The sequence below is a fragment of the Yoonia maritima genome (genome assembly GCF_003003285.1).
Classification (GTDB): Bacteria; Pseudomonadota; Alphaproteobacteria; order Rhodobacterales; family Rhodobacteraceae; genus Yoonia; species Yoonia maritima.
The window spans coordinates 218453-238546 of sequence record NZ_PVTP01000001.1 but is presented as its reverse complement, the minus strand read 5'-3'; the positions used below and the strand labels follow the sequence as shown (position 1 = coordinate 238546).

Here is a 20094-nt window from a genome sequence, read left to right as displayed (position 1 = left end):
GTTAGCAAAGCAAAGCGAAAACGGCGAAGCCCCGCCAGAACGGGAAACAAAGAATGCAATAATGCGCTTATGTTTCCACATTAGGCACAATTTAGCCGAAAAGCACTCTTAATTCAGATATAGATGGCAATGCTTGGCCGACCCACCCCAATGCCGCGATTGTGATCGAAAAACCACTTGAGAAAGTTGACGTTTACCCCCTTGCCCCTGCCCCGTGCAAGGGACACTCTGGGGCGGAAACACGACAGGAAAACCGACATGGCACCGCGCAAAATCATCATCGACACTGACCCCGGCCAAGACGACGCGGTTGCGATCCTTTTGGCGCTCGCGTCTCCTGAAGAAATAGACGTTTTGGGGATCACCGCGGTGGCAGGCAATGTACCTCTCCCACTGACTGAAAAGAACACACGGATCGTGTGTGAACTGGCTGGCAAGCCTGACACGTTGGTTTTCGCTGGCTGCACAGCACCGATGCACCGCAAACTGGTAACTGCTGAACATGTCCACGGCAAAACCGGGCTGGATGGTCCACAGCTGGACGACCCCAAAATGCAGCTCCAAGCACAGCATGGCGTTGACTTCATTATTGAAACGCTGCGCGCTGAACCCGAAGGCACCGTTACACTGTGCCCGATTGGTCCGCTTACCAATATCGCGACGGCCTTTGAAAAAGCGCCGGACATCATTCCACGGATTCAAGAGATCGTCTTGATGGGTGGTGCTTATTTCGAAGTGGGCAATATTACCCCAGCGGCCGAATTCAACATCTACGTCGATCCAGAAGCCGCCAAAATCGTCTTTGATTCTGGTGTGCCATTGGTCGTGATGCCCCTAGATGTGACCCATAAGGCGCTCACGACAAAGGCTCATATCGAAGCTTTCCGTACGATGGGCACAAAGGTGGGCGATATGGTTGCCGCTTGGACTGATTTCTTTGAACGGTTTGATATGGAAAAATACGGCTCCGAAGGCGCCCCCCTGCATGATCCCTGCACGATCGCCTATCTTATTGATCCGACACTCTTTACGGGCCGCAAAATCAACGTCGAAATCGAAACAGAATCCGAACTTACACTTGGCATGACCGTCGCCGATTGGTGGGGCGTGACAGATCGCGAACCAAATGCGCTGTTCATCGGCGATTTGGACAGTGATAGGTTCTACACCCTACTGGCTGACAGATTGGCGCGGCTGTGAAAATCCCGTTCGACAATAGTTATGTAAAGCTACCTGCGCAGATGTACGCGGCGCAGCGTCCAACGCCTGTGCAATCCCCCACATTGATCTCATTTAACCAGCCTCTGGCCGAGCTGTTGGGATTGTCGGGGGATCCTGACGTCGCTGTCTTTGCCGGCAATGAAATACCCGAAGGCGCATCCCCTATCGCGCAGGCCTATTCGGGCCATCAGTTTGGCAACTGGAACCCCCAGCTGGGCGATGGCCGCGCTGTCCTATTGGGTGAGGTCGTGGGCAAAGATGGCATACGCCGCGACATCCAGCTAAAGGGATCAGGCCAAACGCCGTTCTCGCGGCGTGGTGATGGGCGTGCTTGGCTTGGGCCAGTTTTGCGCGAGTACCTGGTATCTGAGGCAATGCATGCGATGGGTGTTCCGACGACCCGTGCGCTGGCCGCCGTGACGACAGGCGAAGACGTAATCCGCGAAGAAGTCCTTCCCGGCGCGGTATTAACACGTGTCGCCCAAAGCCATATTCGCGTCGGCACGTTTCAATACTTTGCCGCACGTCAGGATATGCAAGCGCTGCAAGCTCTGACAGACCACGTTATCGCTGGCCATTACCCTACGGCGACTGGACCTGCTGAACTGCTGGATCAGGTCATCGAACGCTACGCGCACCTGATTGCAAAATGGATGGGGCTGGGGTTCATCCACGGCGTGATGAACACAGACAACGTGTCCATCGCGGGTGAGACGATTGATTATGGCCCTTGCGCCTTTATCGACGGATTTCATCCTGATCAGGTGTTCAGCGCAATCGACCAACAGGGCCGCTATGCCTATTCAAACCAGCCGGGTATTGGCGCGTGGAATATGGCGCAATTTGCTACTGCACTGATCCCGCTGATGCCAGATCAAGACGAGGCGATTGAACAATTCAGCGAAGCAGTGAACCGCTTTCCCGATATATATATCAAGGCTTGGAAGGGCGTGTTTGCAGCAAAGCTGGGCATTGATGAACTGCACGAAGACGACACCGTGCTTATCAAAGACCTGTTAAACATGATGGCAACTGATGGCGCTGATTTCACCAATGTCTTTGCTAACTTAGCTGAGCAAACCGCACGCGATCAGTTTTTAGACAGAGATGCCTTTGACGCATGGAAAACACGCTGGGAGGCCCGCAAATCGCCCAACGCTGCTCAGATCATGGCGGCCGCGAACCCGCAAATCATCCCGCGCAACCATCAAGTCGAGGCCGTGATCCAAGCCGGACGCGAGGGTAACTTTGCACCGTTTCACGAGATGTTGGCCGCAGTGACACAGCCCTACGCCGCGCTGACTGATACGACCGAAAAATTCGCACGCGCGCCTACGCGGAATGAACGGGTGACGCGGACGTTTTGCGGGACCTAGTGGGTCGGTTGATCAGGACAATTCCGATTGCGACCAAAACCAAAGCGCCGATCAGGTTTGGCCCCACGGTTTCACCCAACAGCAACCACCCCAGTCCAACGCTCAGTACTGGCGAAAGAAAGCTAAACGATGCCACACCAGAGGCAGGATAAATCGACAAAAGCCAGAGCCAAAGGATAAATCCGGCGCTGACCACGACGACAATCTGGAAAGCCAACCCTGCAATATGAATGGGCCCCAATTCCCGGACAAACGGCCCAAAGAAGAACGCCGCAATCAGAAGGATTGGGGCTGACACCGCTACTTGCCAAAACAACTGTATTTCGGGGCGAACCCGTGACAGCGGTGACGCCTTTGCAAGCATGGCGCAAATTGCCCAGCCTAAAGCGCCACCAAGGGCCGCCAGATCACCCCAGATGCTTCCTGCGCCTGAATTCCTGCTGAGCATCGCCCAAGCAACCCCTGACATTGCAAAGGCGAGCCCGACCGCTTTGACGGGCGTGATTTTGTCATTTGGCATGACCCAATGTGCAATAATCGCAAGCCACACCGGCATCGAATAAAAGATGACTGCTGAACGCCCAACTGTTGTGAGATCAAGCGCCACGAATAGGCATAAAAACTGGAAACCGAAGAATACGCCCGCGACAAACCCAGCCAAACGCGTTCCCGGTTCAAATCGCAATGGGATGCCGCGCCAACGCAGATACATCCAAATGCAAACGACCGCGCCTGCCGAACGTAATCCGGCAAAAAACACGGGCTGCAACCCACCGTTAGTGACCTTAATCACCACCTGATTGAAAGCCAAAAAAAGGGCAAAGCCTGTCAACGCAACTGCGCCAAACGTATCGATTTGTGATTTGCGTTCCATAGATGCAACTGATTCCGATAGCCCTGCTAAGTCAAGGCCTTAGCTGGGATCAGACATCTGACAATAAAACAGACAAGTTACCCGTAAACTTGCATAATATGCCTCGGCAAATGGACCATATTCCGGAAAGGTTAAAGTGCCCCTTATCTAAAGGGGGCACTTTAATGGATTATTCGGTCACGCGTACCGCAGTCATGACATCAGGTTTACCGATAACAGACCCGTTTTGCCCAGCCCCGCGTTTGATCGTGTCGACGATATCCATGCCTTCGGTGACTTCACCAACAACGGTATATTGACCGTTCAGGAAGTAACCTGGCTCGAACATGATAAAGAACTGGCTGTTCGCAGAGTTCGGGTTCTGCGCGCGAGCCATACCCACGATACCACGTTCAAACGGACGGTCCGAGAATTCGGCAGGAATGTCAGCGAATTCAGAACCGCCGGTACCGGCCATCGACAGATCACCACCCAGCACACCGTTTTGTACGTCGCCGGTTTGCGCCATGAAACCGTCGATTACGCGGTGAAAAACCACACCATCATAGCTACCCGCTTCGGCAATCGCAGTGATTTGGGCCGTGTGCAGTGGCGCAATGTCTTCGAATAGATCGATGACGATTGTACCGTTAGCTTCGCCTTCGACATCAATCTCCAGACCCGCGCTGAACGCTGGCGTGGCCATCACGGCTAATAGGGCTGCTACCTTATACATCGGCAGCAACTTTTACGCTGATCATGCGATCTGGGTTCATTGGCGGCTCGCCTTTCACGATCGCATCAACGTGTTCCATGCCAGAAGTCACCTGACCGTAAACAGTGTACTGACCGTTCAGGAAGTCGTTGTCTTTAAAGTTAATAAAGAACTGGCTGTTCGCAGAGTTCGGGTTTTGCGAACGTGCCGCGCCCAAAGAACCACGTGCGTGCGGGATTTTTGAGAACTCAGCAGGCAAATCAGGCAAATCAGAACCGCCTGTACCAGCACGGCCAATGTTAAAGTTATCTTCCATGTTGCCGTTCGCCACGTCGCCTGTCTGCGCCATGAAACCGTCAATCACACGGTGGAATGCAACGTTGTCGTATTTGCCCGCGCGCGCCAGCTCTTTCATACGTGCTGTATGGGCCGGAGCCACATCAGGCAGCAATTCGATAACAACGTCACCACTTTTAAGGGTCATGATGATAGTGTTTTCTGGATCTTTAATATCGGCCATTTTGGGCTCCTCTTTTCTGTATTGCCCAAAGACATATGTGCCTAAGCGCAAAATGCCAAGCACGTCTAGTTGACGCGGGCGCATGATTGCCGCAACAAAGCGCTGAACCCCGCCCTAAAGGAACAGCAAATGACTTGGAAAACTCTGGACGATATGGATTTTGCCGGTAAGCGCGCATTGGTGCGTGTGGATATCAACGTGCCTGTCGAAAACGGCGTGGTCACGGATACAAGCCGGATCGAACGCATCGCCGCCACGGTCGATGACATTCAAGCCAAAGGCGGCAAAGTCATCCTAATGGCCCATTTTGGGCGCCCAAAGGGCCAAGTCGTCCCTGAAATGTCGCTTGAGATCATTGCCCCTGCCGTTTCAGATGTTTTGGGCCTGCCCGTGACATTCGTGAACGGCGACTATGCGGATGCCGTCGCAGAGATGGAAGAAGGCGACGTGTTGTTGCTTGAAAACCTACGTTTCAATCCGGGCGAAGAAAAGAACGATGAAGGTTTTGCAAAACGTCTTGCTAGCCTTGCTGACATCTACGTGAACGACGCGTTTTCTGCAGCGCACCGCGCACATGCCAGTACTGAAGCAATTGCGCGCCTCCTGCCCGCTTGTGCCGGTCGTTTGATGGCCGAAGAATTAGGCGCGCTGGAAAAGGCACTTGGTTCCCCAGAACGCCCGGTTGTTGCTGTTGTTGGCGGCGCAAAAGTTTCAACCAAGCTCGACCTGCTAGGCAATCTGGTTGGTAAAGTTGATCACCTCGTAATCGGCGGCGGCATGGCGAACACATTCCTCGCTGCGCAAGGCATCAACGTAGGCAAATCACTGTGTGAACATGATTTGGCCGACACCGCGCGCGAAATTTTGTCAAAGGCCGAATCTGCCGGATGCGAAATCATTCTGCCACGTGACATCGTTATCGCACGCGAATTTAAAGCCAATGCTGCAAACGAAACAGTTCCCGCGACCGAATGCCCTGACGACGCGATGATCTTTGACGCTGGCCCCGAAACCGTTGCCTATATCAACGGCGTTGTCGATGGTGCCAAAACACTGATCATGAACGGCCCGCTAGGCGTGTTTGAACTTGAACCATTCCACGCTGGTACGTTTGCAATCTTGAACAAAATCGCAGGCCAAACCAAAGTCGGCAAGTTGGTATCGGTCGGCGGTGGCGGCGACACGGTCGCAGCGATCAACGCATCGGGCCACGGCGATGAATTCACCTACATCTCGACTGCTGGCGGTGCATTCCTCGAATGGATGGAAGGTAAGGAACTGCCCGGCGTTGCAGCATTAGGATAAGACTTAGCCTCTTACCATCCGTTACAAGACGAGAAAGGTGCTTAGCGTTGGTCGAACTCATTGACATCGCCAGTTCATACCCTCTGATAGTAAAGTACGTAGAGGGGGTAAATGATCAGCTTATGGTGGTTTTTAGCGGCGTGGGGCACTCTCGCCGAAAGCCCCCGAAGATCGAGTTCTTTGGAGCCGCCACTACAAACAACTGCAACCACGTATTATTCATCAGTGACGAAAGCCGAAGCTGGCTCAACTCCCCAGGGATCGATGCCGAAATCATAGGACTTATCAAGTTATTGATGGAGGAACATTCTATCAATAACTTAGTCCTATTGGGAAACTCAATGGGTGCCACTATGGCGTTGCTTCTTAGCCCACAGCTACCGACGAACACAACTATTGCCCTTACTCCTCAGTATTCTGTGCACCCGGATGTCGTTCCCGCTGAAGCGCGCTGGAGTAATTTCAGGAAAAATATCACTGAATACAAATATAAAAGCGTGGAGCTTTTACCAAACACGCAGCAACAAACTTATATAGTCCATGGCTCGTCTCGGGGTGAATTAGTTCACGCACTTCGGTTCCCCGAGGTACAAGGCTACAGACATTTCATTCTACGGGGCTACGGTCACGCCTTAGCGGCGCGGCTAAAACAACAAGATTCTTTGACCCCATTGATCGCCTCCGCGATGGCAGGTAGGCCCCGTCGGTTTAAAAATATCGTGCAACAAAATGGCGGAATGTGGCGAAGCAGGTACGTTGAAAACTGGCTGAACCGTAAGATTCCCACCGCGCCTGCTCCACCATCGCCCCCTAACGAATGACCTAGGCCATACCACCATTAACGCGGATGGTTTGGCCGTTGGTCCACTTTGTATCGTCATTCACCATTGCCGAGACCGCATTCGCGATATCGTTGGGTTCACCAATCCTCCCCATTGGATTCAACCCGGCAACAAAATCGATCTGCTCTTGGGTTTTTCCGGTTAGATATAGCTCTGTGCCGACGGGGCCCGGTGCGATTGCGTTTACAGTGATGTTACGCCCGCCCAGTTCTTTGGCAAAGATTGGTGTCATTGCCTCAACGCCCGCCTTTGCTGCGCAGTACCCCGCATAGCCGGGAAAGTTAACAGCCAGAGCCGACGTCGAAATATTAACGATCCGCCCCCCTTCAGGCATCTGATTTCCGGCCTCACGCAAACAGTTAAACACGCCCTTAAGATTAATTGCGACCATTGCATCGAAGTTAGCGTCAGTCGTATCAACCAGCGGAGCAAGCATCATAACGCCAGCATTGTTCACCAGGACATGCGGTGCGCCAAAGCGCTGTGCGGTAGTATCAAAGAGCATTTTGACTTGTGCGGGGTCACTGACATCGGCCTGCATCGCGATTGCCGTACCACCAGCCTGCTTTATTTGACCGACGACTGCATCGGCGCTTTCTTTGCGTCCGGCGTAATTAACGACGACAGCATATCCGTCGGTGGCAAGCCGCAGTGCAATTGCGGCACCGATACCGCGCGATGCCCCAGTAACGATGGCCGATTTTTGCGTATCATTTGGCATTTTCAGTCTCCTGTTTCTGATAGGACTGAGATAGTTGATTTGTCATTCACGGATAATATCTCCAATATCGATTTCACTATTTGAATTTTTCGCACAAAAGGGCTAACATGGATCGGATCGATGAAATGCGCATTTTCATGCATGTCGTTGATGCACGCAGCTTTCGCGGCGCGGCTGCCGCATTAGGATTACCACCATCGACGGTTACTGATGCGGTGAAACGGACAGAGGCCCGATTGACGACCCGACTTTTGGACCGAACCACACGCGTGGTGTCGCCAACGCCCGATGGGACAGCATGGTATGATCGCTGCCGCGACATCACCGCAACTGTTGAAGATGCAGAAGCCGCATTCAAAGGGATGGAACCCGCCGGGCGCGTCCGACTTGATGCGGTTGGTTCGCTTGCACGTGAGGTGTTGCTGCCAACCCTACCCGCATTCTTGGCTCGCTACCCTAGACTCGAGCTCGTTTTGTCCGAAGGAGAACGGCTGGTTGATCTGATCCGCGAAGGCGTTGACGTTGCCTTGCGTACCGGCCCACTGAATGACAGTGATCTGATCCGTCGTCCTTTAGGGGCGCTCAAGGAAGTCACGGTTGCAGCGCCATCATATGTTGCGGCGCATGGCGTCCCTCGGGATATTGATGATTTAGACCAGCATCAGATGATCGGCTTTTTCTCAAGCCGAACACAAGATGTCCTTTCGCTCGACTTCATCTGTGACGGCAAGGTCGTCACCCGCAAGCTATCGACCGCTTTAACGGTGACGGGTACTGAAACCCTGATCTCTGCGGCGCGAACGGGCTTGGGTATTGCCCAAATTCCACGGTACCGGTTGGCCGATGATCTGGATAGCGGACGCATGTTAGAGTTGCTTCCCGACAACAAACCAACGCCCTCTCCACTTGCGGCATTATACCCGAAAGACCGTCACCTTTCACCACGTGTGCGCGTTGTGTTAGATTGGATTTCCGCGCTGAAATTCGGCTAAATTCCGCCCGTTTCCATAGTGTTAACGCAAACATTCAAAGTGTTAGCGCAACCGTTATTGTACTGCATTTTCTGGCTGCTAAAGCCCCTATGAGCGAACAGCATTAAAGGGATGCCACGTCATGAAAACCACGAAAGCCGTCCAACGCATTTTAGCAAACTACGAAGGTGAAACACCCGGCGTCAAAGCAAACCTTGCCCTTATTATGATGGCAGGGAAGCTTGGCGGAACAGGTAAGATGATCATCCTTCCAGTTGATCAAGGATTTGAACACGGGCCGGCGCGGTCATTTGCACCAAACCCCGCAGCCTATGATCCACATTATCACTTTCAGCTTGCCATTGATGCCGGACTTAACGCCTATGCCGCACCCTTGGGGATGTTAGAGGCTGGCGCCGACACATTCGCTGGTCAAATCCCGACCATCCTTAAAGTGAATTCAGCCAATTCCCTTATCCCTGATGCAGCCCCAAAAACGCAGGCGATTACTGCGTCTGTAGATGATGCGCTGCGTCTCGGCGCATCTGCAATTGGCTTCACGGTGTACCCTGGGTCGTCCGCCGCATTGAACATGTTCAGCGACATTGCCGAAATGCGCCGTGAAGCTGCGGCCAAAGGCATTGCGACCGTGATATGGTCTTACCCACGCGGTGAAGCACTGGACAAAGACGGTGAAACAGCGATCGATATCGCCGCCTATGCGGCACAAATCGCTGGGTTGTTGGGCGCGCATATCATCAAGATCAAGTTGTCGACCGATCATCTGTCCCTGCCCGAAGCGAAAAAAGTGTATGAAGCCGAAGGTATCGACATTTCCACGCAAGCCGCACGCGTCAAGCACTGTGTCGAAAGCACATTGGGCGGTCGCCGCCTGATGGTCTTTTCTGGCGGTGCAGCCAAAGGTGCTGACGCGGTCTATGACGACGCGCGCGCAATTCGCGATGGCGGCGGCAATGGTTCGATCATCGGACGTAACTCGTTCCAGCGCGATCGCGACGATGCATTGGCGATGCTTGGCAAGCTGATGGATATCTACCGCGGCAAAGCGTAAAGCCGCTAAAAATATGTGATTATCCCCTATTTATGGAAAATAGGGGATTCACATTCCGAATCATCTGTGCGATTCTAGCTTCAGTTACCCGCAAGAGGTGACATTTGAGGCAAGCACATGTTCCGACGTAACCGCCCCCCGATGGGCACCCTTTTGTATTTCCTAGGCGCGTTAATGCTTGGGCTGTATTTCACCTTTGCCGCTGTGCAAGGGGATTACGGTCTATTCAAACGTATTGAGATCCAAGCGGAGGGCGTCGCGCTGGAACAGGAACTGGCAATCCTTCAGGCGGAGGTGGGGCGCATGGAAAACCTCACCTCGCGCCTGTCGGACAATTACCTTGATCTTGACCTGCTCGACCAACAAGCCCGCGACGTACTGGGGCTAATTCGGGCGGATGAAGTCGTTATTCGGTAGCATTTGCACCATCCCAAAAGTCTGCTGTGCGGGACTTTGCTGCCGTTCACGGCCGTTGCGCCAAGGGCTGCTTCCGAGGGAAGATGTCGAATGAATTTACATTGACGGAGTGGAGCCTGAAGCAAAAAGGGTGCTACTGGCGCATTGCTTCAATTTCTGCTTGCCATACTTTGGCCTGCTCTTTTTGGTCTGCCGTCGTAGAATCCAGTGGCCGACGTTCGACCTTACGGCCATCAGGCAATGTCACCGTGAGCTTCCAGTACCCGCCTTCAGAGTAGTCAGAATTTCTATGCCAAACCACTTCTGGCTGGCCTATTTCCTTCAGCGCAAACACGTCATTGCGTGTATAGCCGAACGGATAACGATATTTCACACGAACGTCTTGCGTGGCCGCGTCGAAGACCAGCTTTTTAGATGGGTTAATAAACACCCAAACAAGCAAAGCCCCGAGCAGTATTGAAATTATTATGCCAAATGGGAATAAAACATAGCGCTCAGGGGGATGCGCGTTTCCGAAAAAGAAGCGCAGAGTGTCTATTGTTAAGGTTACAAATAGCCAAAAACCGAATGCCAGAAACATCAGCCCTATCACACCGGACATCAGTGCCCAAAACCACGGGACAGCGCGTTCTTCAATGGTAACAGTTTTTAACATCACGGCCTCTATTAGGATGTCCGCGTCCAAAACGCTGGATTTTGATTGGATAGTGTGCCGCGAGACCAAAATGTTCGGACAAGTTCGTATATCAGCCCATCATAGAGCACCGACACCAGTCAAACGCAATTGCTCTGAATACTGAAAAAGCAGCCATTGATTTGCGACGCAGCATCGGTTGAATTGGGCTCGTAGTTATCTTTCGCTGCGGCCCGCACCAAACGACATATAGCAGTGCAGGCTACGCAAAACTTCGTAATATTGAAGCTTCACATTACCCACATCGCACCCACTTCACTTTACCCCTCGTAATCCGCGCACACTTCCCTTATAAGATAGTTTAACATTAAACTATATTGCAAAAACGCTGGAGGAGCCCCCATGCCGCCCAAAAAGGCCGCCGCGAAACCAAACGTCTCAGCCGAGGAATTGCTGGGTCATTACCGTGAAATGTTGCTGATCCGTCGATTTGAGGAAAAAGCAGGCCAGCTGTACGGCATGGGCCTGATTGGCGGTTTCTGCCACCTTTATATCGGACAAGAAGCCGTTGTTGTTGGCCTAGAGGCTGCAGCGGAAGAAGGCGACAAGCGCGTCACATCTTACCGCGACCACGGCCACATGTTGGCTTGCGGCATGGACCCCAAGGGCATCATGGCAGAGCTGACTGGCCGCGAAGGCGGGTTTTCTAAAGGTAAGGGCGGCTCAATGCATATGTTCTCGAAAGAGAAGCATTTCTATGGCGGCCACGGTATTGTTGGTGCTCAGGTGCCTCTGGGTGCCGGTCTTGCGTTTTCTGACAAGTACAAAGGCAATGACCGCGTGACCTTTACCTATTTTGGTGATGGCGCTGCGAACCAAGGTCAGGTTTATGAAACATACAACATGGCTGAACTTTGGGATTTGCCTGTTGTCTTCGTGATCGAAAACAACGGTTACGCCATGGGTACATCTGTTGTGCGCTCAACCAAGTCCCCATCGCTTTGGGAACGTGGCGCGGCCTACGGTATCGAAGGCGAAGAAGTTGACGGTATGGATGTGCTGGCTGTGAAAGCCGCCGGTGAACGTGCTGTTGCGCACTGCCGTGCCGGGAAAGGCCCTTACATCCTAGAGGTCAAAACATATCGCTACCGTGGTCACTCTATGTCTGACCCTGCGAAATACCGGACCCGTGAAGAAGTCCAGAAAATGCGTGATGAACGTGACCCGATTGAACAGGTCCGGGACATGCTGCTGACCGGCAAACACGCAACCGAAGATGACCTGAAGGCCATCGACAAAGAGATCAAAGCGATCGTCAACGACGCTGCTGAGTTCTCAAAGGAAAGCCCAGAGCCAGCATTGGAAGAGCTTTGGACAGACATTTACGCAGAAGTGGAGGCGTAAGCCATGGCAACCGAAATTCTCATGCCCGCCCTTTCCCCAACAATGGAAGAAGGCACGCTTGCCAAGTGGCTCGTCAAAGAAGGTGACACTGTTTCATCCGGCGACATCATGGCCGAAATCGAAACCGACAAAGCCACGATGGAATTCGAGGCCGTTGACGAAGGTATCGTTGGTAAGATCGTCGTCGCTGAAGGCACCGAAGGTGTCAAAGTGAACGACGTCATCGCGATCTTGGTTGAAGAAGGCGAAGCTGTTCCAGAAGCCGGCGCAGCACCTGCCCCGGCTGCGGCACCCGCCGCTGCTGCACCGCAGGCCGCCCCGGCCGTTGCTGCGGCACCTGCGGCCCCGGCTGTGGACACGACACCCGATTGGCCCGCTGATGTTGAAGTCAAATCTACCACCGTTCGCGAGGCTCTTCGTGATGCGATGGCTGAAGAAATGCGGCGCGACGAAGACGTGTTTTTGATGGGTGAAGAGGTTGCCGAATACCAAGGCGCCTATAAGATATCCCAAGGTCTACTGGATGAATTCGGCGCAAAGCGTGTGATTGACACGCCGATCACCGAACACGGTTTTGCTGGTATCGCAACTGGTGCTGCCTTTGGTGGACTAAAGCCAATCGTCGAGTTCATGACATTTAACTTCGCTATGCAAGCCATTGATCATCTTATCAACTCTGCTGCCAAGACGCTGTATATGTCTGGCGGTCAGATGGGTGCGCCGATGGTGTTCCGTGGTCCAAACGGTGCAGCAGCACGCGTGGGTGCTCAGCACAGCCAAGACTACGCAGCTTGGTACATGCAGATTCCAGGTCTTAAGGTCGTGATGCCTTACTCTGCGGCGGATGCCAAAGGTCTGATGAAGACTGCGATCCGTGACCCCAACCCGGTGATCTTCCTTGAGAACGAAATCATGTACGGCAAGTCATTCGATGTGCCCGTCATGGATGACTTCACCATTCCATTTGGCAAGGCCAAGATCGAACGCACTGGTAACGATGTAACCATCGTGTCCTTCGGCATTGGCATGACTTACGCTTTGGCTGCAGCAGAAAAGCTGGCCGAAGAAGGCATCAACGCCGAAGTGATCAACCTTCGTACATTGCGCCCGATGGATACCGAAACCATTCTTGCATCTGTCCGCAAGACCAACCGCTGCGTCACCGTCGAAGAAGGCTGGCCGCAGGGTTCAGTCGGTGGCTATATCAGCGGCGTCATCATGCAAGAGGCGTTCGATTATCTCGATGCCCCAGTCATCACTTGCACCGGCAAGGACGTTCCAATGCCATATGCAGCCAACCTTGAAAAACACGCTTTGCTGACCGCCGACGAAGTTGTCGACGCCTGCAAAAAAGTGACCTACCGCTAAGGAGACAACGCGATGCCTACAGAAATCCTGATGCCCGCCCTGTCCCCCACGATGGAGGAAGGCACATTGGCCAAATGGCACGTCAAAGAGGGCGACACTGTTTCCTCTGGTGACATCATGGCCGAGATCGAAACTGACAAAGCCACGATGGAATTCGAAGCCGTCGACGAAGGCGTGATGGGTAAAATCCTGATCGCCGAAGGCACTGAAGGTGTGAAGGTCAACGATGTGATCGCCATCTTGCTGGAAGACGGCGAAAGCGCAGATGACATTTCCGCGACGCCTACGGCAGCACCGGCAGCGCAGCCTGCCGCGACCGCAGAGGCGGCCCCCGCTGGGGGCTCCGATAAGGTCGCCACCCCTGCCCCAGCTGTACCTGTCAAAGATGGTAACCGCGTGTTTGCGACACCTTTGGCACGTCGTATCGCTGCAGACAAAGGTCTTGATCTGGCCGCGATCACCGGTTCCGGCCCACATGGTCGTATCGTGAAAGCAGATGTTGAAAACGCGACCGCTGCACCGAAAGCTGCTGCTGCACCCGCAGCTGCCAAGGCTGACGCGCCTGCTGCTAAATTGGCGGCTGGCCCATCAACGGATGCGGTTCTAAAAACATATGCGGATCGTCCGTTCGAAGAAGTCAAACTGGACGGGATGCGCAAAACTATTGCTGCCCGCCTGACCGAAGCAAAACAGTCGGTGCCGCATTTCTATCTGCGCCGTGACATCAACCTTGATGCCCTGCTGAAATTCCGTAGCCAGTTGAACAAACAGCTTGAACCACGTGGCGTGAAGCTGTCGGTCAACGACTTTATCATCAAAGCCTGCGCGCTTGCACTACAGCAAGTCCCCGAGGCCAACGCTGTTTGGGCTGGTGACCGCACGCTGAAGTTCGAAAAGTCTGACGTCGCAGTTGCTGTGGCCATTGATGGTGGTTTGTTCACCCCAGTTTTGAAGGACTCTGACAGCAAATCCCTGTCTGCCCTCTCAAGCGAGATGAAAGACTTGGCCACCCGGGCGCGCGATCGCAAGCTTGCGCCGCATGAATATCAAGGCGGGTCGTTCGCGATTTCCAACCTTGGTATGTTCGGCATCGACAACTTTGACGCAATCATAAATCCACCACACTCGGCCATTCTGGCGGTTGGTGCGGGCGTCAAGAAACCGATCGTCGGAGCGGATGGCGAGCTGACCGTTGGTACCATCATGTCCAGCACATTGTCAGTCGATCACCGCGTGATTGACGGCGTTCTGGGTGCAAACCTTCTGAACGCGATCAAGGACAACCTTGAAAACCCAATGACAATGCTGGCCTAGAAACCGCACTAAAAATAGCCCTGCACATTTGCAGGGCTATTTTAATCATTGCTTACTGAACGCATAACCGGCTCAAAGTCACTCAAATGCTTCTCCACCAACTCGCGCTGAAGTTTTCCGGGCGGGATTGGGTATGCAGGCTTCGCAGCGTAGTCTCGGTTGGCGAGTTCTGGAAAAATTGCCAGTATCTCTTCCCGCGCATCAGGGCCGACGGACTTTAATGCTTCAGGTCCTGTATATAGACTTTCTGTGGGTGCACCTTCGGCATAAATAATCTGGTGTTGATCAAACAACAGGTGAAAGTACTCAACAGAATCAATGCTATCGTCGACGAAAATACCAGGTAAAGCGGCTAGCTTAATCGCAGGCACGAGGACACGAGCACCTTTAAACATACGCTCTGCAATACTGGAATCTACGAGCATACGATGTTGACGCGATACAATTAAATCATGCTCTGGTAGGTTATTTCCTAATGCCCCAGTCATAATCCGGATCGGGCGGAATTTAGAGTTATTCGCAAATTCATGTTCACCTAACTTGCGGGACCCTATCCATCTAATTTTCTGATAGCCGTTTTCGGTTAACACACGATCACCAACCTTAAGATGCTGAATACGCATTAGACCAGTCGCCGTTTCAATCCGCATATCGCCAGACAAGCAAAAGACGCCTGAGATCGTGATTGTAACTTCCTGCGTGTCTGACCCGCCGTTGATATCGACCATCCTGACTGTGAAGGTATCTGTTAAGGTCTCGCCCGGATCCAAGTCATTTACGACCGCATTCGTATCGTCCAACGTGTATGTCCATTGACCATCCGCATTGATTGCTGCACTTCCATAGGTACTGTTCAGCGAAATGGTCCATGTATCGTCGTCATTTCCAGTCAATAAGCCGACATCGTCCAAGTCACCACTGACGATATCACCGCTGTCTTCGATAACACTCCCGACAATATCCCCATCAATCGTTGGTGCGCCCATACCCTATTTCCCTTCCAGAACACGTGCGAACTGCTGTCGCCCGTAAGATGAGACCTGAATCGGCGCATCTGTCCGCACACGGGACCATTCGATAACCCGCGCACGCGTGCCTGTGCGGTTGTGCCACAAGGTGCGCACGCAAAGCTCTTGGTCATTTTTTGCCAGAACCTTGATCATTTGTGCAGTATGGCCAAATGGCGCAACCCAATCGACCACCCATTTTGATGTCCCCGAATTCCAGTCCTCTGGCGCCAAAGGGCACTGGTCGACTGCGAATTTCCGTTCTGCTGGTGGATTAAGCCCCGCCCAAGTCATGAATGATCGTGGAAAACCGTTTGATCGAAATATCCGGTACTGATTAAGCCTCAGTGCAGGTTCAAAATTTGCAAATTCACCGGCCAGTGATCGCGGACGATGAAATCGCGTTAACGATGCTAAAAAAAAGAATGCACCCAAATCTATTAGTTGCGATTGAGACAGATCAAACCAGTCTTGAGGGAGTGATTTTGATGGGTCAGATACCTGCGCATTGGACTGGTCAATATTCGCTAAGTGGCGCATGGACTTGCGTAGCATTCGATCGGACTGAGGTAAATCTGCCATATAATCATCTTCGCCAATTGACCGTCAAAATAGTATTCTCATGAAATAAATAAAGTCATAATTTTTCACCATTAATAGAATTAAAATATATGGCGCGAATAAGGCATTACCAAAAAAGGAAATACCTTATTGCCCGCCCAATTCAACCCCGGGCTTTATTTCGTCATCCAAAAACAAGAGACGCATGTACTTGGGCACCAGCCCATGCGCCATCCCCCACAGCAAGCGACACAGAATGTGGGACCCGCGCCACATCCCCACATGCGTATGCACCAGGAATGCTGGTCAGCTTTCCATTGTCGGTATCGATCATGGTGCCAAATCCCGTTTCAACAATTGCGCAGCCAAGGTTTTCTGCGATTGGCGAAGTTGGCGCATTTGTGGACGCTGTAAATAGACCTGAAAAGGACAGCCTGCGCCCGTCTTCAAGCAGAACGTCCGCATTATTATCAAGCCGAGTAATGGGCGTCGTTTCAATACACACGTCGCGCGCCATCAACATTTTTTGCGTTTCATGATCGAGCGTCAACGCGTCGTTCAAGAAAAGCGTAACATCCCCCCATTCCGGCATCAACCGCGCCTGATGGAGAGACATTGGCCCGGTTGCAATGACACCGATATGCCCTTTGCCTAGCTCATAACCATGGCAATAAGGGCAGTGAAATACGCGTTTACCCCAGTGATCACGCAAGCCTTCTATGTCAGGCAATGTGTCCGACACCCCCATAGCAAAGATCACACGACGGCCGTGAAAAACCTCGCCTTTATCATCTATTACTTGAAAGTCGTCTTTATCGCCCTGCGCGTTAACAGCCTTACCCGTCACCCATTTCAGTGTCGGATATTGTTCTAGCTGCGCTTTCGCTGTTGCGGCGATTTGTGCAGGGTCAATGCCATCTTGGGTTAAAAACCCATGCGCGTGTGCCGCAAACCGATTGCGTCGTTCGCCTGCATCGATAATCAGCACATTCCTATGGGCGCGTAGAAGCTGCAGGGCAGCGGCCATTCCGGCATAGCTGCCCCCGATGACGATCACGTCATAGGTCATGATTTATTCCTTTTGTTGTCGGTATTTCGCGTGCCGATGTGCAAAGTCATCGGCAAGTTTTGCAAGTGTTACGGTCTTAAAACGTGAAATCAAAAGCGCTTGTGCATCGGCAAATGCATCGTCCAGCGCTGCATTCACCGCCTGTTCAACCAAGCAGTCAGGCCTTTCATGCCGATTACCGATCGCAAATATAGAGGGCTCTCCGAGCGCGTCGTGAAGGTCGTACAACGTCACTTTGTTAAGATCGGCGCAGATACGCCACCCACCTGAATGCCCCCGTTCAGACGTGACTAACCCCGCGTTGCGCAGCAAGCCCATCGTGCGACGCACGACAACAGGATTGGTTTTCATACACATCGCAAGAACGTCAGACGTCATAGGCTTATCTTGCTCTGCCATATGAAGAATCGCATGCAAGACAGAGGAAAGGCGGCTATCTTTTTTCATGTAACTATTAATGTTACGATTCGCATCAAAGTACAAGCCCGTTGAAATGCAGACGTCTATTTGTGGTGACTTGAGATTATGCTAGGTTCGACCGCAGCTTACGAAGCAATTCCCTTAGCTGTCCAAACTCTTGTAACGTCAGACCAGCTGCGCCGACCAAACATTCAGCCATTTGATCGCGACTGTTCGCCATATCACGCCCTTTGTCGGTCAACGAAATATGGACTCGGCGTTCGTCTTCAACCGCGCGCAGGCGCGTCACCAGACCCGCTGTGGCCAATCGTTTGATTAAAGGCGTCAGCGTCGAACTCTCTAGTCCGAGTAAAGCGCCTATCTCGCCGACAGTCTGTCCGTCCTTTTCCCACAAGGACATCAACACAAGGTACTGAGGATAGGTAACGCCGAACTGCGTCAGCAATGGTTTATACAGTCGACCAATTGCCAAGTTTGCCGCGTAAACGTCAAAGCAAATCATATCGTCAAGCGTGATCGTACATGTAGTCATCGGTATCTCCTGTGATGCCAATTTAGTTATCACGCGATACAATCGCAAGCATTGACATATTAATATCGCACGATAAATATTATTGCACAATCAAATGAAAGGAATCGATATGCCTGCTTCAAAAGTTCTTTATTCCACAAAGGCGACTGCAACGGGGGGACGCGATGGTACGTCAAAAACCCACGATGGCGCGCTCGATCTCAAACTGGCAACCCCTAAGGAACTTGGTGGTGCTGGTGGTGAAGGTGTAAATCCTGAACAACTGTTTGCCGCTGGCTACGCGGCCTGTTTTCTTGGTGCAATGAAAGCATACGCGCGTGGTAAAAAGATTGCTGTGCCCGAAGATGCAGAAGTCACTGCAACTGTCGGCATTGGACCACGCGATGATGATGGGTTCGGTATCAAAGTCGAGATCGAAGTCTCGCTGCCCGGCGTTGCCGATGATGTTGCAGACGATTTGATTGCCGGCGCGCATCACGTTTGCCCATATTCAGATGCGACACGTGGATCGCTAGAAATCACGCCAACTCGCGCTGCATAATACACAAAGGCGGGGCATATTTGCCCCGCTTTGCATCGTGTTTCGACGATTTAGGTCTTATTTTGTGTCGATAAACTGGTTCATCGTCATCGACGGCTGAGAACACCCTGCCTCGCCTACGATCCGAGCTGGTACACCTGCGACAGTTTTCATTGGCGGCACATCATCAAGAACGACTGACCCCGCAGCAACCCGGCTACAATGTCCCACCGTAATGTTCCCTAGCACCTTGGCACCCGCGCCAATGAGTACACCATTGCCAATCTTAGGATGGCGGTCGTCATCTTCTTTGCCTGTCCCGCCAAGCGTGACGGAATGCAACATCGAAACATTATCACCAACCACAGCAGTTTCACCAACAACGATGGAATGCGCGTGATCAATCATGATCCCCTGCCCGATCTTCGCGGCTGGGTGAATATCAACGCCGAAAAGTTCGCTCACCCGCATCTGTACAAAGTAAGCCAGATCGCGACGGCCTTGCAGCCAGAGCCAATGACCTAGGCGGTATGCCTGTACGGCCTGAAAGCCCTTAAAGAACATGAGCGGCTGCAAGAAACGGTGACAAGCTGGATCACGATCAAAGATTGCCACGATATCGGCGCGCGCGGCAGCCGTTAGCGAAGCGTCATCATCGTAAGCTGCGTCGGCAATTTCGCGGATGATTTGCTCGGACATCTCTGGCGATGCGAGCTTCATCGACAGCCGATAAGCCAAAGCATCGTCAAAGCTGTTGTGATGCAGGATACAGGCATGAATCATACCACCGATCAAAGGCTCTGCTTTGATAGCTTCTTCTGCCTCGGAACAGATGCGCTGCCAAACTGGATCAAGTTCGCGCAGTGAGGGTTTCAGATGTGCCATAGGGGTATCCTTTGCGTTTCAGACCCTTTGTGTAGATCATATAGGGTACTGTCGCCAAGAACAAAGCTGTGATTTTATGTATCACCGATCGCGATCGACCGACAATTCGGTCGCAAGAATTGCCATGCACCGCAAGTAATCTGGATCGCAAAAGGCATTTCGAGGCATCATTGCGTGTTTCTGTGCTGCCGACATGAGCGTCCCGTTTCCATACAGAGGATGCAGTTTTCCTGTCGTTTTTCGGTACTGCTCAGCAATTGACGCCTCCTGGTATAATTGAATGACCATCTGGTGCCGTGCGGGCACTGGCACGGCCAATAGCACCCACACGGCGACTTCAAGATCGGCCAGTTGGACCGGACGCATG

23 protein-coding genes are annotated in these 20094 nt (G+C 52.5%); 11 read left to right on the top strand and 12 right to left on the bottom strand.

Translation table 11 applies throughout. From position 1 onward, the window contains the following. Positions 1-258: 258 nt before the first annotated feature. Positions 259-1200: a nucleoside hydrolase gene (locus CLV80_RS01185; RefSeq protein ID WP_106353898.1), complete on the top strand. Its 942-nt coding sequence runs from the start codon at positions 259-261 to the stop codon at positions 1198-1200. After that, positions 1197-2597, top strand: coding sequence for a protein adenylyltransferase SelO (locus CLV80_RS01180; protein ID WP_106353896.1), 1401 nt, complete (start codon positions 1197-1199; stop codon positions 2595-2597). The genes CLV80_RS01185 and CLV80_RS01180 overlap by 4 nt, the downstream gene beginning before the upstream one ends. Here the strand turns inward: CLV80_RS01180 and CLV80_RS01175 are convergent. From CLV80_RS01175 to CLV80_RS01165, 3 genes are all read right to left on the bottom strand, one after another. Continuing rightward, positions 2554-3471: a DMT family transporter gene (locus CLV80_RS01175; protein ID WP_106353894.1), complete on the bottom strand. Its 918-nt coding sequence runs from the start codon at positions 3469-3471 to the stop codon at positions 2554-2556. The genes CLV80_RS01180 and CLV80_RS01175 overlap by 44 nt on opposite strands. Before the next feature lie 169 nt (positions 3472-3640). Then, positions 3641-4186 carry a peptidylprolyl isomerase gene (locus CLV80_RS01170; protein ID WP_106353892.1) on the bottom strand — a complete coding sequence of 182 codons (546 nt, stop codon included), beginning with the start codon at positions 4184-4186 and terminating at the stop codon, positions 3641-3643. Then, on the bottom strand, positions 4179-4685 hold the full coding sequence (locus CLV80_RS01165; protein ID WP_106354416.1) for a peptidylprolyl isomerase: 507 nt from the start codon (positions 4683-4685) through the stop codon (positions 4179-4181). The genes CLV80_RS01170 and CLV80_RS01165 overlap by 8 nt, the downstream gene beginning before the upstream one ends. Before the next feature lie 129 nt (positions 4686-4814). Between CLV80_RS01165 and CLV80_RS01160 the strand changes: the two genes are divergently transcribed. Both CLV80_RS01160 and CLV80_RS01155 read left to right on the top strand, forming a co-directional pair. After that, on the top strand, positions 4815-5990 hold the full coding sequence (locus CLV80_RS01160; protein ID WP_106353890.1) for a phosphoglycerate kinase: 1176 nt from the start codon (positions 4815-4817) through the stop codon (positions 5988-5990). Between the two features lie 47 nt (positions 5991-6037). Continuing rightward, positions 6038-6811, top strand: coding sequence for a hypothetical protein (locus CLV80_RS01155; protein ID WP_106353888.1), 774 nt, complete (start codon positions 6038-6040; stop codon positions 6809-6811). 1 nt (position 6812) lies between these two features. Here CLV80_RS01155 and CLV80_RS01150 read toward each other — a convergent pair whose 3' ends face one another. Then, positions 6813-7553 carry an SDR family oxidoreductase gene (locus CLV80_RS01150; RefSeq protein ID WP_106353885.1) on the bottom strand — a complete coding sequence of 247 codons (741 nt, stop codon included), beginning with the start codon at positions 7551-7553 and terminating at the stop codon, positions 6813-6815. 107 nt (positions 7554-7660) lie between these two features. On the opposite strand from CLV80_RS01150, the gene CLV80_RS01145 reads away from it, so the two are divergent. The 3 genes from CLV80_RS01145 (at position 7661) to CLV80_RS01135 (ending at position 10013) form a co-directional block, all read left to right on the top strand. Next, positions 7661-8545, top strand: coding sequence for a LysR family transcriptional regulator (locus tag CLV80_RS01145; RefSeq protein ID WP_106353883.1), 885 nt, complete (start codon positions 7661-7663; stop codon positions 8543-8545). A 121-nt stretch (positions 8546-8666) separates the two neighbouring features. Then, positions 8667-9596 (top strand): class I fructose-bisphosphate aldolase, encoded by a 930-nt coding sequence (locus CLV80_RS01140; protein WP_106353880.1) that lies wholly within the window; start codon positions 8667-8669, stop codon positions 9594-9596. 117 nt (positions 9597-9713) lie between these two features. After that, positions 9714-10013: an FtsB family cell division protein gene (locus tag CLV80_RS01135; protein WP_106353878.1), complete on the top strand. Its 300-nt coding sequence runs from the start codon at positions 9714-9716 to the stop codon at positions 10011-10013. 133 nt (positions 10014-10146) lie between these two features. Here the strand turns inward: CLV80_RS01135 and CLV80_RS01130 are convergent, their stop codons facing one another. Continuing rightward, the gene (locus CLV80_RS01130; RefSeq protein WP_106353876.1) at positions 10147-10668 is read right to left on the bottom strand and encodes a hypothetical protein; all 522 of its coding nucleotides are present in this window, start codon (positions 10666-10668) and stop codon (positions 10147-10149) included. 381 nt (positions 10669-11049) lie between these two features. On the opposite strand from CLV80_RS01130, the gene pdhA reads away from it, so the two are divergent. The 3 genes from pdhA to CLV80_RS01115 are packed head-to-tail and all read left to right on the top strand — an operon-like array spanning position 11050 to position 14733. After that, a complete protein-coding gene (gene pdhA, locus CLV80_RS01125; protein WP_106353874.1) occupies positions 11050-12051 on the top strand; it encodes a pyruvate dehydrogenase (acetyl-transferring) E1 component subunit alpha in 1002 nt (333 codons plus the stop codon). Between the two features lie 3 nt (positions 12052-12054). Next, positions 12055-13419 (top strand): pyruvate dehydrogenase complex E1 component subunit beta, encoded by a 1365-nt coding sequence (locus CLV80_RS01120; protein ID WP_106353872.1) that lies wholly within the window; start codon positions 12055-12057, stop codon positions 13417-13419. A gap of 12 nt (positions 13420-13431) precedes the next feature. After that, on the top strand, positions 13432-14733 hold the full coding sequence (locus tag CLV80_RS01115; RefSeq protein ID WP_106353870.1) for a pyruvate dehydrogenase complex dihydrolipoamide acetyltransferase: 1302 nt from the start codon (positions 13432-13434) through the stop codon (positions 14731-14733). Between the two features lie 41 nt (positions 14734-14774). On the opposite strand, the gene CLV80_RS01110 is transcribed toward CLV80_RS01115, so the two are convergent. From CLV80_RS01110 to CLV80_RS01090, 5 genes are all read right to left on the bottom strand, one after another. Beyond that, positions 14775-15719, bottom strand: coding sequence for a Hint domain-containing protein (locus CLV80_RS01110; RefSeq protein WP_106353869.1), 945 nt, complete (start codon positions 15717-15719; stop codon positions 14775-14777). A 3-nt stretch (positions 15720-15722) separates the two neighbouring features. After that, positions 15723-16322, bottom strand: coding sequence for a toxin-activating lysine-acyltransferase (locus CLV80_RS01105; RefSeq protein WP_106353867.1), 600 nt, complete (start codon positions 16320-16322; stop codon positions 15723-15725). Between the two features lie 163 nt (positions 16323-16485). After that, on the bottom strand, positions 16486-17370 hold the full coding sequence (locus CLV80_RS01100; protein ID WP_106353865.1) for an NAD(P)/FAD-dependent oxidoreductase: 885 nt from the start codon (positions 17368-17370) through the stop codon (positions 16486-16488). 3 nt (positions 17371-17373) lie between these two features. Next, positions 17374-17817 (bottom strand): RrF2 family transcriptional regulator, encoded by a 444-nt coding sequence (locus CLV80_RS01095; protein WP_106353863.1) that lies wholly within the window; start codon positions 17815-17817, stop codon positions 17374-17376. A 76-nt stretch (positions 17818-17893) separates the two neighbouring features. After that, entirely contained in the window at positions 17894-18322 is a 429-nt protein-coding gene (locus tag CLV80_RS01090) for a MarR family winged helix-turn-helix transcriptional regulator (protein ID WP_106353861.1), read from the bottom strand. Positions 18323-18431: 109 nt separating this feature from the next. On the opposite strand from CLV80_RS01090, the gene CLV80_RS01085 reads away from it, so the two are divergent. Next, entirely contained in the window at positions 18432-18863 is a 432-nt protein-coding gene (locus tag CLV80_RS01085) for an organic hydroperoxide resistance protein (RefSeq protein ID WP_106353859.1), read from the top strand. A 57-nt stretch (positions 18864-18920) separates the two neighbouring features. Here CLV80_RS01085 and cysE read toward each other — a convergent pair whose 3' ends face one another. Together cysE and CLV80_RS18535 are read right to left on the bottom strand one after the other, a co-directional pair. Further along, positions 18921-19727, bottom strand: a complete 807-nt coding sequence (gene cysE, locus CLV80_RS01080; protein ID WP_106353857.1) for a serine O-acetyltransferase — start codon at positions 19725-19727, stop codon at positions 18921-18923. Positions 19728-19808: 81 nt separating this feature from the next. Further along, positions 19809-20093, bottom strand: a complete 285-nt coding sequence (locus CLV80_RS18535; protein ID WP_106353855.1) for a DUF7742 family protein — start codon at positions 20091-20093, stop codon at positions 19809-19811. Between the last annotated feature and the right edge of the window lies 1 nt (position 20094).

Excerpts from the sequence above, each read along its gene's own strand:
- CLV80_RS01185 (WP_106353898.1), top strand. The coding sequence starts at position 259 with ATGGCACCGCGCAAAATCATCATCGACACTGACCCCGGCCAAGACGAC.
- CLV80_RS01175 (WP_106353894.1), bottom strand. The coding sequence starts at position 3,471 with ATGGAACGCAAATCACAAATCGATACGTTTGGCGCAGTTGCGTTGACA.
- CLV80_RS01170 (WP_106353892.1), bottom strand. The coding sequence starts at position 4,186 with ATGTATAAGGTAGCAGCCCTATTAGCCGTGATGGCCACGCCAGCGTTC.
- CLV80_RS01165 (WP_106354416.1), bottom strand. The coding sequence starts at position 4,685 with ATGGCCGATATTAAAGATCCAGAAAACACTATCATCATGACCCTTAAA.
- CLV80_RS01160 (WP_106353890.1), top strand. The coding sequence starts at position 4,815 with ATGACTTGGAAAACTCTGGACGATATGGATTTTGCCGGTAAGCGCGCA.
- CLV80_RS01150 (WP_106353885.1), bottom strand. The coding sequence starts at position 7,553 with ATGCCAAATGATACGCAAAAATCGGCCATCGTTACTGGGGCATCGCGC.
- CLV80_RS01145 (WP_106353883.1), top strand. The coding sequence starts at position 7,661 with ATGGATCGGATCGATGAAATGCGCATTTTCATGCATGTCGTTGATGCA.
- CLV80_RS01140 (WP_106353880.1), top strand. The coding sequence starts at position 8,667 with ATGAAAACCACGAAAGCCGTCCAACGCATTTTAGCAAACTACGAAGGT.
- CLV80_RS01135 (WP_106353878.1), top strand. The coding sequence starts at position 9,714 with ATGTTCCGACGTAACCGCCCCCCGATGGGCACCCTTTTGTATTTCCTA.
- CLV80_RS01130 (WP_106353876.1), bottom strand. The coding sequence starts at position 10,668 with ATGTTAAAAACTGTTACCATTGAAGAACGCGCTGTCCCGTGGTTTTGG.
- pdhA (WP_106353874.1), top strand. The coding sequence starts at position 11,050 with ATGCCGCCCAAAAAGGCCGCCGCGAAACCAAACGTCTCAGCCGAGGAA.
- CLV80_RS01120 (WP_106353872.1), top strand. The coding sequence starts at position 12,055 with ATGGCAACCGAAATTCTCATGCCCGCCCTTTCCCCAACAATGGAAGAA.
- CLV80_RS01115 (WP_106353870.1), top strand. The coding sequence starts at position 13,432 with ATGCCTACAGAAATCCTGATGCCCGCCCTGTCCCCCACGATGGAGGAA.
- CLV80_RS01110 (WP_106353869.1), bottom strand. The coding sequence starts at position 15,719 with ATGGGCGCACCAACGATTGATGGGGATATTGTCGGGAGTGTTATCGAA.
- CLV80_RS01105 (WP_106353867.1), bottom strand. The coding sequence starts at position 16,322 with ATGGCAGATTTACCTCAGTCCGATCGAATGCTACGCAAGTCCATGCGC.
- CLV80_RS01100 (WP_106353865.1), bottom strand. The coding sequence starts at position 17,370 with ATGACCTATGACGTGATCGTCATCGGGGGCAGCTATGCCGGAATGGCC.
- CLV80_RS01095 (WP_106353863.1), bottom strand. The coding sequence starts at position 17,817 with ATGAAAAAAGATAGCCGCCTTTCCTCTGTCTTGCATGCGATTCTTCAT.
- CLV80_RS01090 (WP_106353861.1), bottom strand. The coding sequence starts at position 18,322 with ATGACTACATGTACGATCACGCTTGACGATATGATTTGCTTTGACGTT.
- CLV80_RS01085 (WP_106353859.1), top strand. The coding sequence starts at position 18,432 with ATGCCTGCTTCAAAAGTTCTTTATTCCACAAAGGCGACTGCAACGGGG.
- cysE (WP_106353857.1), bottom strand. The coding sequence starts at position 19,727 with ATGGCACATCTGAAACCCTCACTGCGCGAACTTGATCCAGTTTGGCAG.
- CLV80_RS18535 (WP_106353855.1), bottom strand. The coding sequence starts at position 20,093 with ATGCGTCCGGTCCAACTGGCCGATCTTGAAGTCGCCGTGTGGGTGCTA.